This window comes from Pseudomonas sp. 008, from assembly GCF_016861935.1.
In the GTDB taxonomy this organism is placed as follows: domain Bacteria; phylum Pseudomonadota; class Gammaproteobacteria; order Pseudomonadales; family Pseudomonadaceae; genus Aquipseudomonas.
In genome coordinates this window covers 80,112-92,763 of the sequence record NZ_BOMA01000010.1, presented here as the reverse complement: position 1 = coordinate 92,763, position 12,652 = coordinate 80,112, and the positions used below count along the sequence as shown (strand labels likewise).

At 52.0% G+C, this 12,652-nt stretch carries 18 protein-coding genes; 8 read left to right on the top strand and 10 right to left on the bottom strand.

All coding sequences use genetic code 11. The features are described 5' to 3' along the window. Positions 1–286: 286 nt before the first annotated feature. A complete protein-coding gene (locus JUI81_RS20445; RefSeq protein WP_204124931.1) occupies positions 287–1,591 on the bottom strand; it encodes an FRG domain-containing protein in 1,305 nt (434 codons plus the stop codon). A 247-nt stretch (positions 1,592–1,838) separates the two neighbouring features. Between JUI81_RS20445 and JUI81_RS20440 the strand changes: the two genes are divergently transcribed. Beyond that, on the top strand, positions 1,839–2,240 hold the full coding sequence (locus JUI81_RS20440; RefSeq protein WP_204124930.1) for a hypothetical protein: 402 nt from the start codon (positions 1,839–1,841) through the stop codon (positions 2,238–2,240). 87 nt (positions 2,241–2,327) lie between these two features. Here the strand turns inward: JUI81_RS20440 and JUI81_RS20435 are convergent, their stop codons facing one another. The 3 genes from JUI81_RS20435 to JUI81_RS20425 all read right to left on the bottom strand — a co-directional run bounded on the left by JUI81_RS20435 (position 2,328) and on the right by JUI81_RS20425 (position 5,233). Beyond that, positions 2,328–3,611 (bottom strand): nucleotidyltransferase, encoded by a 1,284-nt coding sequence (locus tag JUI81_RS20435; protein WP_204124929.1) that lies wholly within the window; start codon positions 3,609–3,611, stop codon positions 2,328–2,330. Further along, positions 3,604–4,224, bottom strand: coding sequence for an SLATT domain-containing protein (locus JUI81_RS20430; protein WP_204124928.1), 621 nt, complete (start codon positions 4,222–4,224; stop codon positions 3,604–3,606). Before JUI81_RS20430 ends, JUI81_RS20435 begins: the two co-directional genes overlap by 8 nt. 496 nt (positions 4,225–4,720) lie before the next feature. After that, the gene (locus tag JUI81_RS20425) at positions 4,721–5,233 is read right to left on the bottom strand and encodes a helix-turn-helix transcriptional regulator (RefSeq protein ID WP_239077718.1); all 513 of its coding nucleotides are present in this window, start codon (positions 5,231–5,233) and stop codon (positions 4,721–4,723) included. Positions 5,234–5,487: 254 nt separating this feature from the next. Here JUI81_RS20425 and JUI81_RS20420 point away from each other — a divergent pair, with 254 nt between their 5' ends. The 5 genes from JUI81_RS20420 (at position 5,488) to JUI81_RS20400 (ending at position 7,705) form a co-directional block, all read left to right on the top strand. Beyond that, entirely contained in the window at positions 5,488–5,808 is a 321-nt protein-coding gene (locus JUI81_RS20420; protein WP_204124926.1) for a hypothetical protein, read from the top strand. A 22-nt stretch (positions 5,809–5,830) separates the two neighbouring features. Continuing rightward, positions 5,831–6,235: a hypothetical protein gene (locus JUI81_RS20415; protein WP_204124925.1), complete on the top strand. Its 405-nt coding sequence runs from the start codon at positions 5,831–5,833 to the stop codon at positions 6,233–6,235. 75 nt (positions 6,236–6,310) lie between these two features. Continuing rightward, positions 6,311–6,874, top strand: a complete 564-nt coding sequence (locus JUI81_RS20410) for a hypothetical protein (RefSeq protein WP_204124924.1) — start codon at positions 6,311–6,313, stop codon at positions 6,872–6,874. A gap of 102 nt (positions 6,875–6,976) precedes the next feature. Continuing rightward, the gene (locus tag JUI81_RS32260; RefSeq protein ID WP_204124923.1) at positions 6,977–7,129 is read left to right on the top strand and encodes a hypothetical protein; all 153 of its coding nucleotides are present in this window, start codon (positions 6,977–6,979) and stop codon (positions 7,127–7,129) included. 42 nt (positions 7,130–7,171) lie between these two features. Continuing rightward, positions 7,172–7,705, top strand: a complete 534-nt coding sequence (locus JUI81_RS20400) for an HAD domain-containing protein (protein ID WP_239077717.1) — start codon at positions 7,172–7,174, stop codon at positions 7,703–7,705. A gap of 50 nt (positions 7,706–7,755) precedes the next feature. On the opposite strand, the gene JUI81_RS20395 is transcribed toward JUI81_RS20400, so the two are convergent. After that, positions 7,756–8,055, bottom strand: coding sequence for a hypothetical protein (locus JUI81_RS20395; RefSeq protein WP_204124922.1), 300 nt, complete (start codon positions 8,053–8,055; stop codon positions 7,756–7,758). Positions 8,056–8,208: 153 nt separating this feature from the next. On the opposite strand from JUI81_RS20395, the gene JUI81_RS20390 reads away from it, so the two are divergent. Continuing rightward, complete coding sequence (locus JUI81_RS20390; protein ID WP_204124921.1) at positions 8,209–8,508, top strand: hypothetical protein; 300 nt, start codon at positions 8,209–8,211, stop codon at positions 8,506–8,508. A gap of 89 nt (positions 8,509–8,597) precedes the next feature. Here the strand turns inward: JUI81_RS20390 and JUI81_RS20385 are convergent, their stop codons facing one another. The 4 genes from JUI81_RS20385 to JUI81_RS20370 form a co-directional block, all read right to left on the bottom strand. Further along, complete coding sequence (locus tag JUI81_RS20385; protein ID WP_204124920.1) at positions 8,598–9,020, bottom strand: DUF6691 family protein; 423 nt, start codon at positions 9,018–9,020, stop codon at positions 8,598–8,600. Between the two features lie 2 nt (positions 9,021–9,022). Then, a complete protein-coding gene (locus tag JUI81_RS20380) occupies positions 9,023–9,457 on the bottom strand; it encodes a YeeE/YedE family protein (RefSeq protein ID WP_204124919.1) in 435 nt (144 codons plus the stop codon). A 203-nt stretch (positions 9,458–9,660) separates the two neighbouring features. Next, positions 9,661–9,918 carry a hypothetical protein gene (locus JUI81_RS20375; protein ID WP_204124918.1) on the bottom strand — a complete coding sequence of 86 codons (258 nt, stop codon included), beginning with the start codon at positions 9,916–9,918 and terminating at the stop codon, positions 9,661–9,663. 250 nt (positions 9,919–10,168) lie between these two features. After that, on the bottom strand, positions 10,169–11,158 hold the full coding sequence (locus JUI81_RS20370) for an NADPH:quinone oxidoreductase family protein (protein WP_204124917.1): 990 nt from the start codon (positions 11,156–11,158) through the stop codon (positions 10,169–10,171). Positions 11,159–11,257: 99 nt separating this feature from the next. Here JUI81_RS20370 and JUI81_RS20365 point away from each other — a divergent pair, with 99 nt between their 5' ends. Further along, positions 11,258–11,659 (top strand): helix-turn-helix domain-containing protein, encoded by a 402-nt coding sequence (locus JUI81_RS20365; RefSeq protein WP_204124916.1) that lies wholly within the window; start codon positions 11,258–11,260, stop codon positions 11,657–11,659. Between the two features lie 69 nt (positions 11,660–11,728). Here JUI81_RS20365 and JUI81_RS20360 read toward each other — a convergent pair whose 3' ends face one another. Beyond that, positions 11,729–12,619 (bottom strand): alpha/beta fold hydrolase, encoded by an 891-nt coding sequence (locus tag JUI81_RS20360; protein WP_204124915.1) that lies wholly within the window; start codon positions 12,617–12,619, stop codon positions 11,729–11,731. Positions 12,620–12,652: the final 33 nt, after the last annotated feature.

Genomic DNA, 12,652 nt, shown 5'->3' with positions numbered 1-12,652 from the left:
GTTTACACCCTCCTATCATGACTTGTGCCTGTGCCTGACTAGCAGTCCAGACAAGCGTCTGATTGCGCCCGCGCTAGTGTGTGTGGCAAGTCCAGAGTCATGGGGCCGTGTACAACGAGTAGCGCTCAAACAGCGAGCGATATAACCCAATCAGCACCTCGTCGGCATTAGGCTCCAGAAGCTCGGAAGCCCCAAACCGGTAAACCTCGTACCCCACCAGCCTCAGAGCCCTGTCAGCGGCCATCATCTCGGCTTAGAGGCGGGGGGCTTGAGTGTACGAGCTTCGTCACTCGAAGCCTTTGGGATCCCTCAAGAACTCTTCGGCGATGTGCAGTGCGCTGATGTGCTGCGCATGGACGATGGGATTGCCGCATGAGCAATCTGTGGTCTGCGCATCCCGTGTCCACACTCCGCTTGCCTGCCTGCGATATGTCCAGCCTGTGATGAAGCCGGCACCGGTCAGTCGGAGTCCTGGGTGGTTGACGCTGAGTTCACAAACCTCAAATAGGTCGGGCCCGCGAGGTATGACGCCGACGCCCTTCTGGTAGAGCGTCAGGTGATCGAGGGTTGGATGCTTGATCAGCGTGGCAGATTCGAATGCAACCGTGCCATTCTCGTTGATTAGCTTCTCGATCTCAGGGAAGCGAAGAGACTTGCTCGGGTCGGCTGAGCCATAGAGTACTATGTCCGGGATTTCGACGAAGATTCCACTGTGAGGGTTACCATCAATCGAATCCTGGGTATCCAGAATCCTTGCACCACGATAGAACGCCGTTTGCGCACCTGCGATTTTCACAAAGCTCGGATGGTATTCCGGAAGCTCCAGTGTTCGCTTGAATGCAGGCAGATTTTTGAGGCTTGCTTCAGACTTGATCTCCTCCCAAGGCAAGCCCAGCAATGATCTCAAGATCGGATCTTCTGCGGGAGAGGGAAAGAGCGTGTTCGTGTCGGTTAAGCCACGGGCAGCGGCATATGCCTGCAGAACGTCGCTCGGGACAGTGATTTGTGCGAAAAAGCAATTCTGTGGAATCGGATTGTGCAGAGGGCCGAGAAGCCAAGCTGACTGAGCCACGGTGCGCGGCCTGTAGCCCTCAACGGTCAACGTTGCCAAGTTGACTAGGCCTACATGATTAGCGGCCTGCTTATTGAGCACATACAGATGGCCAGTGCCGATCACAGGTGCATAGCGGGCCATGCGCTTTCTGACCAGCACCGCCCGCTCGTCACAGTCCTCGCACAGCTCCAGAGTGGTCGCTTCAGCGTATTTGTGGCTGGCAAACCACGCAGCTACTGCTGGGCTGGAGGTGCAATCCACGTAAAACGAACGCCACCCGTAGTGTTGAAGGAGGGCCTGCTGATAGCCAAAGTCTGCTCGATGTTTGGCGATGTATGCGTCCAACACGCTTTGGGAGTAGCGGCACCATTTGAGCATTTCGCTCGGTATGCAAGCCTTTCTATCGAAGGACGTGCCGATGGTGGGGGCTCCCACCTCACCGTAATGAGAGGTCTGGCCACGAAACAAAACATCCTCACCGAAGCTCATAATAAGCTCGTTTAACTCGTCGACACTTTTCGCTGCATATTGCTTCAAGGTGCCTCCCTCCCTCGCTACCGCGTATGGCGTTCGTGATTACCTGTGCCTATAGATTCGCTGCAACAAGCAGCGCAAGCTGAGAGGCCAGCATTCTTGCACAGCCATGGTGTCGCTGATGAGCTTCTGCAAGCCGTGCAGATTGAGACCGGTAATATCAGGTTATGCATTGGGATGCTTTCTCAGTCGCCGGTTTGATACCGTGCTAGCGGTTCGACCCCAGGTAGCTGTCCAGAAGGAATCAGTCATGTTGATGTTTAGGAAGTACAGCCCGAGGTTCGCCAGTGAGGGGGAAATTGCTGCGCAGCGCTATGCCAAAAAGCTGGTGTGGCCCGGTCGTGTGGTTTCCTTATTATTCGCGTTTCCGCTAACGCAGTGGCTTGCAGCGATTCTCGGAATCGTTATGGGGCTGATCGTCTACGCGGTAGGGGGAGATTTTCGGAAACATGAGAAAGCGCTCGCCGAGCCGACCCCTTTCTGGCGTCGGCTCTGGCTGATGAAGGGGGGGGCAACGTTCTTGGGTTGTACCGTCGTTGCTGCCGGCGTGGCGCTCGCTCAGACAGATTGGTTGGGCAAGGCGCATGCGTTTCATGAGGTCGCCCAATCAGCTATGACATTCGTGACCCTTACCGAAGCGTTGTTTAAGTAAGCGACCTGCGAGAGGTCGGTCACTCCGACCTCTCATGCCCGTTTCAGGGAAGCGCTTCTCGCACTTTCTTTCACCTGACAATCGTATTCAGATCGGCACAATGATCCGACTGCGAGCTACACAAACATTGTCTTTCACTGCATAGCATTCCACGTAATGATCGCCTTGGAAGGTGGAGTGCTCGGTGATTTGGCTGTGGCCGCTGTCGATACGGATCTCGCCGCGAATCATGTTTCGCTCGATGGCCTGCGGGCCAACATTCTTAACCTTCCAGTAGATCTTATAGGGTGGCGGCACATCGATCTCGGCGACCCAGAATGTCAGCTCACGCTGCTTCGGAATCCGGTAGGTCATGACGCGAGACATGAGATTGCGAAGTTGGTCACCCTCGTTCTTAACCGAGCAATCGATGCGTAGGGTGTACTGGATGTCGAGGCTGAATTTTTGACCGATGAACTGCTCGACGTTCTTGACGCGGTTTTCCGCGATGGCCTGCTTCTTTTCCTGCTCGACGTATTCGGGGAAATGCTCGCCAAACACCGTGCTCCACCGCTCATGGGCAACCTCGGCATCGTCCAGGGCTTCCTGTAAGCGCCTCAGCGACTTTTTGGCTTTGGGGTGGAAGTTTCCTGATTTGGTGACGATGGAGCCGCTACCGGGTGCACGCCACTGTTCCTTGTTCTCATCGATATCTACTAGGTACGCGAAGAAATCCCGAGTCATTTCGCTGTAAGCGGCATAGGACTTGGTGTCGTAGTCCGTGGTGCTCTTTAGGAACTGGTAGCACAGGGTATCGATGAGCATCCCCTTTAGCGGCACGCCATGATCGTTCTTCCAAGCTCGCACCATTTTGCAAAGACGCTTGAGGTTATGATTTTTGTCCTGGTTTAGCGTGTTGATCTCATCGATTTCAGCGACCGGATTGCAAGTTTCCCAGCTGCCTCCGCCATTGGCATCCGGATAGGTGTAACTGCCATCCTCATGCTCGAATGCCGGGAGCACCTCCACCACGTAGTCCGAGAAATTTATCCACACTACCTGCTGCTGGGCCCTCACCTCATGGTTCGGGAAGCGCTCTTTCAGAGCAAGCCGGATCTCACCCAGCAACGACGACTGTTTGTTGTTCTCGTAGCGCTGGAAGCGATCGTATACCGACCACGGCAGCACGAACGCCATGTCCAGATCACTTACGCCGTGGACGGCGGTATGGCGACCGTACGAGCCGACCTGGCGGCAGTGGAGGATGTCTGAGGCGCTGTCGTAGTATTTTTCGTTCAGTTTCTCGGTGATCTGCCGGTAACTTTTGGAGATCTCGTCGGCGTTCTTGACGGCCAGGTTTCTTCGAAATTGCTCAAAAAGCTCTTTACTCATGGGAGCATGCGTCCTTTAGGGAGAGCAGAAGATCTGGATGCGCGGCAAGCCATGAGCCGCCGGCAAAAGCGATCAAAATCACCACAATTAGCGCGTAAACGGAAAACGGGATCTTGTCCCTGAAAAACGAAAACTCACGGTGCTCTGCGATCCAGTCGACCTGTTGATCCCAGAAGAATTTCTTGTGAGCAAGCCAGCCCGAGAACAGGATGTGCTTCCTCTGACAGGCTGAGCGGAAATCAGTGGTGATTTGATCCAGTTCGGCTTGATCGGCGGAGGTAAACTGATGATTGGATTTGCACCGGGCAGACATGCTCTTCAGCTGATCCAGCAGTTGTGTCAGCTTGTTCCCAGCCTGGAAATACTGCTCTTTCGTATCGCCGTAATACGTGATGTAGAGACTGCAAATGCCGATAACCGTGATAAGCGCCGAGACGTGTTTTGCCGCTAGGACATCGATATAGAGCGCTAGCACGCCAATGACCAAGGAGATCAGGCCGATCCAGCCTGGGGCTTTCTCCACGATGTCGTAGGTGGAGAAGTGAAGTTTGGCCGAGTAGCCGACGTCATAGGCCTTCTCGGCGATCAGCTTCAGTGCAACCTGCTCATCCATGTAGCTTACCTGCAGTGAATCTCATCAGTAGCCCGCTACCGCTGAGAGGGGTATGGAGACGGCCCTGACGCTAGATGTTGCGCGGGGCGTCGTAATTAGGCGCTCCAACGTAAAGAGATTCGTCCAGGTGCCGGGGTGGATTTTAGTCATGTTATGCCATGTAATGGCCACTATATTTATTGCCGTCATGCTCTAAGCCATCGAGTCCCTGAAGCGCAACCACGAAGCACAGGCCGCGAGCAGACCTCTGGCGGAGGTTGAAAAGCTGAAATTGATCGCTGAGCAGAATTTTGAGCACATAAATCAGTACCAGCTTGCCGTATTGGGTGTGCCGGTATGCTGGGTTCGAGGCATGCGCTAGGGTTGGTGCTGATGTCGTTCTGGACGATGCTAGCACTTACTGACGCAGCGTTGAGCCAGGCCTAGTTGCCTGCACCTATGCTCAGTTACGACTCAGGATGAGACGTATCGTGTTGAAGATTCTGCCTATGAAGGCTTATCCCTTTTGCCAGTACCGTTGAACAGTCGATGTGGGCAAACCTAGTTCACGCGCAGCTTCGGCTTGTGTCAGGCCCCGCTTTTTCAGTTCAACCACGTCACTGACCTTCTGAGCATCCGCTCGAGTTCCTCGAGAGCGCTTTTTCAATGCGCCGTCCTGAATCTGATCCTCCATGATTTTAAGACCACCCGATTCGATGAAGCCTTGAAGCTCTTTTTGCGCATTTTTTATCAAATGTTCAGGAGCCTCTTTGTCACGGATAGCCAAGCACAACGCCAATAGAGTCAGAAGGTTGATGTCGAGCGTCTCGGCAATCTTTACGAGTGTCGGTAGCGTCGCCTGGATTTTCCCTTGTTCGAGCAAGCTGAGGTTGCTCTGGCTGATGGTTCCCGCCAGGGCCTCATAACCCAACCCTTTCATTTGCCGGATGGCGCGCAGCGTGACGGCTAGCTCTTCCTTCACGTTCAGTTTCTCAAAATGAAGGATAGAGCCATACTCGGAATGGCCCACCAAATATCGCTAATTGTTAATGGTGGGATATTTGCTTATGATGGCCGTTCAATAGGATGCGCAGCGCCATGGAATCACATGCCTTTCGGCAGCATCCTTATCCGGTTGCCAGAAGCATGAGCAGGGTCAATCGAAGGCTGCCTTCGCTGAGCTTATTCAGAGCTTTGCAGGGTTTGAAATAGGGTTTATCCGCAGTGTTTGTAACCAATAGCAGCAGTTTGCAGGGGCAATTTAGAACTCCGGACAGCACTCGAATGCTCTGGAAGTCGGTCGATATCAGTCGGTGCGAGTACTCGTTTCTGATTGAGGGAATGGGATTGGAGAATGGTGGCTTTAGCCCGGTTGCGCACCTCGTTTCAGATGTGGAGACCGTTGAGATGATGCGTGCAGCTGAGCAGGGTGAGTTCCTGATCGTGACGAACATCCATCTAATACTTCCACCCACAAAGCGCGAGCAGGGGTCATACGCAATGGAGCTTCTCTCTGAAATTCGCATCCAAGCGGGCACCGAGGAAAACCCGGTCTACGAGTTCATCACCGGAACGGGCCATATCTACACCAGTGCACGTACATGATGGTTCAAACACTGGAGGCGTCATGTCAGTAACACTTGATGAGATCGCTCATTTTTTTTACGGAAGTGGGGAAGTCGTTCTTGGTTGGCATGGCGAGCAAGAAGAATTAATAGGGCTCGCCGAAAAGACTTTTCCTGGGAAGCCTTTCTGCCTAGTGAAGCAATGGATCATTGCTGATCTCCAGCTCACTCAGGCGGAGCAGGATCGTCTCGCGTCAATGGGGCTGCTACCAAAAGCTGTCTATTCCCATGAGGTCGTCCTGGACAGCCGTCGACGTTTTTCTCCCGGCTACTGGGTGCGCACCAATTTCGGAATTTCGCATGACCACCCATGCTTGTTTGAAACCAAAAGCACGGTCTACCTGTTGCTTGGTGATGGGTTAAGGAAGCCTGCAGCACTTAGTACTGTTTTCTCGTTTCGACCGTAACCGACTCAACATTTCACGACGCTGCCATTCAGGCAGTGCGATTCACTACGCCTTTAAAAATTGCAGGAGCACGTTTTGATTCGATTTGATTGCCGGCAGGTCACTGGAGTGATCGAGAAGCCACGAGTGATTGCTACTGAGCAGGGGACTGTGACCGCGCGCATCGTTATCGATGGGCAGGTGTTGCCGAGTGTTTTGCTGCCAGGAAAGATTTTTGAAGAGATAGAGGCGGGGGAGCGAGTGACCCTGTACGGCATCTTCACGAAGAAAAAAGACAAGACTGAAAACAAAGCCATCATCTACGCAGTAAAGGGCTCGAGCGGCAAGCTTGTCGCGGCGAAACAGTACCAGATCAAAGTACCGATTCTAATGCTAGTTGCAGCGGTACCCTTGATGATTGCGGTGGCCGTCGCTGGTTGCTTCATTTCACCTTATCCGATCCACCTCGTAACGGGTAGCGTCAACCCGAGTTATCTCGTTCCGGCGACGTTTAAGGCTGCAGCTTGGGAAGGAGTCGCCGCGGGTCTGTTCATGGTGGGATGTGCGATCAACTTTATTCGAAAAAGTAGCCAACCGGAAAGCTGGACGGTGATCGATGCTGCGACGCTTTCTCAGCGCTTCAGTAAGGCGTTTAAGTAAGCGCTTCATAGCAAGGCTTCCCCTGTGGTGGAGGCTTTCTAAGCGAAGGAGAGGTGGCACGTGCAGACCGATGATTTTGAGCGAGAATGACGTCGCAAGGCAGTGGCTGAGGTTCTTGCTTGTCAGGTAGTCGATGGTGTGAGGCCTTCCTCTTCGCACCTTGCTGAGATGCAGCGATATGCGGATGGCCTGGTAAGTCTTGACGAGCTACTGACGGACTTGATTGCGTGCCTACGGCAGTGCTCTCCACGGTAAGCAGTTAACTTCCAAGAACGCCGGCTTTGAGAGATCTTTACCGTGCTTGATTCGAACTGTTCGACAAGCAGCCGGCTGACGCCGAATGATCGAGTTCTATTTCTCGATTTTGATGGGGGGCTGCACCCAGATGACGTTTACCGTACCCGGAGTGGTTTGGAGTTGCGTGCACCCGGGCAACTCATGATGCATGCCGGAATCCTGGTAGAGATACTGGAGGACTTTCCTCAAGTCAAAATCAGCTTATCGACCAGCTGGGTGCGCATCCTCGGTTACCGCCGTGCACGCGCTGCCTTACCGCCAGAATTGCAGGCTCTTACCGTGAGCAGTACATGGCACTCAAGGATGCCCAGGGCTCCGTTTGAGGGCTACGACATGCACAGCCGCTATCAGCAGATCCGTGCTGCGGTAACTAGGGCCGGCCTGACGAGTTGGGTCGCCCTAGATGATGATCCCTTTGAACACTGGCCGGATCACGATCGACGGCTGATCCGGACTGATCCTGATCTAGGTCTTAGTTCAGTGCTGACCCAGGAGGAGCTACGGTTCAAACTGAGAGCCTTGATGAGGATGTAAAAACACTTCCCGAGACGCTTTGCATTGCTGAAAAACATGAGTTTGTTGCTTCAGTAACCGTATTCGCTCAGTAATTTGCGCAGGAATTCACGCCGCCTTTGAGCGATGCACAGAATTAGGTAATCACGCTCGTAGTCTTTGGTCGAGAGGTGCCCGGCATCTACAAGGCCATGGATGTAGCCTTCCGCTTTGCCTCTCGCTACGAGCAGTGCCTCTATTGTGGTGCTTTGAAAAATATCTTCAGCTAGCAGTCGCCACCGTTTCTTCTGGTGTTGCCCGACTGGGTCATTCGAAAATTTCGGTGCGTTGATCAGGGTGTCGAAATCAGCATGTGCGTCGGGTGTGTTCAAAGCGGACTCTCAGAGCAGTGATGTCTGTGCCGAGGCTATCATGCGCATATTTAATGGCTTGCTGTTGGCTGGCGTCAGTAGGCGCTGGCGCGAAGGAACGATTTCAATGATGGCGCAGGCTTTCGATAGAGTTTTTGAAACCTGGAGTTCGATATGGGGCACTCCAGTTTAGAGGACATCTACCCGGATGACGTACAAAAGTATGGCCATATGCGGGTGGGAATGACTGATATATACGTCAAAGACAATCACGCCGTCTATGGCGTGGTTACGCGTGGCGAATACCGCGAGCTGACCAGTAGGTTGCTGCGTGATGAAACGGTGCAAATGATCATCAGCGCCAAACTCGCCGCATTGCCAGAGGACTACGATCCGTGGATCTGGAGGATCGAACGCAATCGTGCTTTACACGCGAGGTATGGGGACAAATTCGATCCCTGGGGAGACGGCTGACAATTGCACCTCATCCTACCTCCACCGACGCGGTGCTAACCCGTCTCAATGTCCCATCGATTCTGTTGAGCAATTTCTTCCGAGTAAAGTTAGCTTCTACGAATTCGTAACTGCACGGCACTAAACAAGTACATACCAGTCAACATGGCCAATACGAAAATTATGATTTTCCATTGTCCAGCGAGCAAAATAGCGACCGCAGGCCCTGGGCAGATACCTGCAACTCCCCAACCAATACCGAATATCAGGCTACCGCCCACCAAGCGCGAGTCCAACTTGGTTTTCACGGGCAACTGCATGCGAGCACCCAACAAGGATTTCTTGTTCATGCGTGCCCAATTTAGGGGGATAACCGCTACTGCGATGGCTCCAAGCATCACTAGGCCTAGTGAAGGATCCCAAGCTCCGGTTACATCAAGAAAGGCTAAAACTTTGGCAGGATTCGCCATGCCTGCCAGCAGTAACCCTAATCCGAAGATCAAACCTGAAAAAAATGCGGTCAACTTGGTCATCTTCAAGCTCCCAACACATGACGAATGACGTATACCGTTGCAAAGCCGGCTGTCATGAAGCAAACCGTTGCAACGCTGGAGCGTGGAGACAATCGGGAGATCCCACAGACACCATGACCACTTGTACAGCCCGAACCATAGCGTGTTCCCACGCCAACGAGCAGACCCGCAATAATCAGGGCAAACCACTGTGCCTTGATCTCAATTTCCGGCAGTACGGTAAATGCTCCCCACAACAATGGAGCAATCAACAGGCCAAAAATAAATAGCGCCTTCTCGCTCCAACCGTCGCTGCCGAATTGAATTACGTCCCCAAGCAAGCCGCTGATACCCGCGATGCGGCCATTGGCCAGAACGAATAGGCTGACAGCTAGCCCTATCAAGGCTCCCCCGCTTAGAGAAGTCCATGGTGTGAAGTTGATCCAGTCAATAATCATTTTTATCTCCTAAATCGAGTGGTGGGGTTTGCAATTGATTTTTTTGAAAAGATCATCTCTTTCGTCAAGGGGTGGGCAAATCTTATTTTTATTTATGTATTTTGTACAGTATGGCGTCTAGCATTGCATTGATTGATGTTTCTAAAGTGCACCTACAGCGCAGTCAGTAAGCATTGGTTTCGAGAGCTGTGCCATAATTACTGCTATTGCTCTAGCATCAATTTGTGCCAAATGATTTGCGGAGGCTTTTCCTGAGGTTTAATTTTATGTGGCTCTGTTTTTTCTTTAGTTTTACTTGTTTTTGGTGAGTTTTGAGCTGAACACCTTATTAATGCTTCTGACTCTTCAATAGAATTGTTCTCTAAAGAGTCTGGTGCCTCACTTTGGGTGCGGATTTTTTCATTTTTTAATTTTTCATGCGTTGGTGAATGTCCAGCGCTCGGTAGTTTGTCAATACTCATTGGTCATCAACGTAGGTTTTGGGTTTTGGTTAAATACTTCCATGCGGCGAAGTAGATTTGGCTCGGTTTTTCTATTACTAGCTCTTCTAATGTGCTGCTTCAGACGGTGTGGTTAGTGGGGGGGCATGGATTGATTTGTTTTTCAATTTTATGGATTAATTTGCCGGTCAGCATGGCTGACCGGCATTGCCAGGTTGAACTGGATTTGAGTGTTACTTTATAAGACTTGCTGACTGACCAGAGTAACTGGCTATGTGCCGACCCATGGTTGAAGCACTACCTTGCCAGTGGTTAGTCGGTTTTCGAGTAAGCGGTGCGCTTCCATTGCCTCTGATAGTGGTAAGACGTGGCCAACCTGTATTTCCACTTTTTCCTCAGTAATGTAGTTCATGAGTTCGCCAATTGTACTCATCAACAAACCGGCGTCCGCAAGATAAGCACTGATGTAGAAGCCGATAATGCTGTGGTTCGTGGCTGTGAGCCGCCAAGGGTCTACGTTAGCCGCATCACCGCTCGACTGTCCTAGGTAAATTAACCGTCCAAAGGGAGCCATTGCATCTAGAGCTTGATTTAAGTTATTGCCCCCCGCTGTTTCAATGACAATATCTACACCGCGCCCATCTGTCAGACGACGAACCTCATCAGCCCAATTCGGAGCTGTGTAATCAACTGAGGCGTCCGCTCCAAGTGACTCTGCCTTTGCTCTTTTTTCTGGCGTGCTGGCAGCGGCGATAATTTTCCCTGCCCCGTACAGCTTGGCGAGTTGAATAGCGAATGAACCGACTCCCCCCGCAGCGCCCTCGATCAAGACAGTTTCTCCGGGCAAAATTTTCGCGGCACGTTTCAATACGATTGCTGCAGTCAATCCGTGCGCGAGCAGTGCGGCAGCAGCTACCGGATCAAATCCATTAGGTAGTGGAATGACTGTAAGGGCAGGGACGGCTACATACTGTGCATAGCCTCCGGCGCCTGGTACTGCCAAAACCGATGTTCCCACATCAATACCAGACACTCCTTCACCAAGAGCAACTACGGTGCCTGCGACTTCTGCGCCGAGAATAAAAGGTGTAGGAGACGGCTCAGGATATTCATCTCCTCGACGTCGCATCACGTCTGCGAAATTCATTCCTACAGCCTCGATTTTGATCAAGACTTCTCCTGCGCTAGGGGTAGGGGCGACCACGTCCTCATAAACCAGCACCTCAGGGCCTCCGGTCTTGTAGAAACGTACTGCTTTCATCTTTTTAGTGCCTTTGATTGAATGGTACTTCATGGTATCTAGTGTATACTTAGAGTCAATTAGGTACTTTAAGTAGCCCTAGTATCTTGGAGTAAACCAATGCCTCATGATTTAAGCCCTGCTGTGTACAGTAAACATCCGAGCCGCCTCGTACTTGAGCAGATTTCGGACAAGTGGTCTGTTCTAATTATCGGTGCGCTTTGCGGCGGCCCACTGCGGTTCAATGCACTAAAGCGCGAAGTCGATGGTGTTACGCAAAAGGCCCTTACGCAAACTCTCAGGAGACTTGAGCGCCTTGGGTTAGTAGAGCGCCGTGTGATACCTGTCTCGCCAGTTGCGGTTGAATACAGCGTCACGGAGTTAGGAGAGTCATTAAAAGCACCGTTTCAAGTACTCTTTGCATGGTCGATCGCTCACGCACCTGAAATCGAGGCGGCGATCAGTCGGTTTGAGATGAGTCAACAAGATGCATTAGAGATCGCTATTGAAACTCAACTCTAACAGTGAGAATCACTCTATTTATGTTGCTTACTATCCCGTCAGCGCCGTTTCTCGTTATGTAAAAGTTCTTTACTCGCTAATACAATTTTCCAGGAAGCTGCTCAATTTTTCTACTACGGTGCTGGGGGCCGAGTCCGGGAAAAAGTGACCGCCTGGGATTGCCACTGACTCCATTTTGAAACAGCGCTCAGCCCACTCAGCTGTTATGTCGTATAACTTGGCCATGGCTCCATCTGCTCCATATAGAATCAAGGTTGGCGCGCTGATTTTTCTTTCTTGATCGACGAGATCGTGCTTCAGGTCTACCGTTAAAGTGGCGCGATAATCATTGCAGAAGGCTGCGATAGTTTCAGGCTTGCGCCAACTGGTGCGATATGCGGAGAGCTGTTCAGGATCGAAGTCATCCTCGCTAGCTGCTCCCCAACCGAACAGGCAGGTCTGAAAAAAATAATCAGGATCCTTATGAATCATTTGCTCCGGGAACGGGGCAGGCTGTGCCAGGAAAAACCAGTGCCAGTAGCTCTGTGCAACCTCTTTGCGCAAATCGGTGAGTAGAACGGCGGTTGGAACAATGTCCATGAGAGTAAGACTTACGACCGCGTTAGGGTAATCAAGTGCAAGCCGATAAGCCGTGCGCGCTCCCCGATCATGACCTACAAGATGAAATTGCTCGTGGCCGAGCGCGCGCATCAGCGCAATTTGATCTTTCGCCATCGACCGAAAGCTATAGTTGGTCAAGTCATTCGTTGCATCTGGCTTGTCCGATTCTCCGTACCCCCGCAGATCTGCGCAAACCACCTGATACCCAAGTTTGACCAAGGCCGGTGCTATCTGCGCCCAGATTGCCATCGTTTGAGGGAAACCGTGTAGCAACAAGAGAGGGTGACCATGTCCGGCCACTGCGCACGCGATTTTCAAGCCGCCAATATCGATTCGATGATGCTGGAAGTTCTTGAGCACGAAACAGTCCTTTCAATCAAAGCGCCGGGATTA

What these genes read in the sequence shown, in the direction of transcription:
- JUI81_RS20440 (WP_204124930.1), top strand. Translation starts at nt 1,839, where the DNA reads ATGTTGATGTTTAGGAAGTACAGCCCGAGGTTCGCCAGTGAGGGGGAA.
- JUI81_RS20435 (WP_204124929.1), bottom strand. Translation starts at nt 3,611, where the DNA reads ATGAGTAAAGAGCTTTTTGAGCAATTTCGAAGAAACCTGGCCGTCAAG.
- JUI81_RS20430 (WP_204124928.1), bottom strand. Translation starts at nt 4,224, where the DNA reads ATGGATGAGCAGGTTGCACTGAAGCTGATCGCCGAGAAGGCCTATGAC.
- JUI81_RS20420 (WP_204124926.1), top strand. Translation starts at nt 5,488, where the DNA reads ATGCTCTGGAAGTCGGTCGATATCAGTCGGTGCGAGTACTCGTTTCTG.
- JUI81_RS20415 (WP_204124925.1), top strand. Translation starts at nt 5,831, where the DNA reads ATGTCAGTAACACTTGATGAGATCGCTCATTTTTTTTACGGAAGTGGG.
- JUI81_RS20390 (WP_204124921.1), top strand. Translation starts at nt 8,209, where the DNA reads ATGGGGCACTCCAGTTTAGAGGACATCTACCCGGATGACGTACAAAAG.
- JUI81_RS20385 (WP_204124920.1), bottom strand. Translation starts at nt 9,020, where the DNA reads ATGACCAAGTTGACCGCATTTTTTTCAGGTTTGATCTTCGGATTAGGG.
- JUI81_RS20380 (WP_204124919.1), bottom strand. Translation starts at nt 9,457, where the DNA reads ATGATTATTGACTGGATCAACTTCACACCATGGACTTCTCTAAGCGGG.
- JUI81_RS20375 (WP_204124918.1), bottom strand. Translation starts at nt 9,918, where the DNA reads ATGAGTATTGACAAACTACCGAGCGCTGGACATTCACCAACGCATGAA.
- JUI81_RS20370 (WP_204124917.1), bottom strand. Translation starts at nt 11,158, where the DNA reads ATGAAAGCAGTACGTTTCTACAAGACCGGAGGCCCTGAGGTGCTGGTT.
- JUI81_RS20365 (WP_204124916.1), top strand. Translation starts at nt 11,258, where the DNA reads ATGCCTCATGATTTAAGCCCTGCTGTGTACAGTAAACATCCGAGCCGC.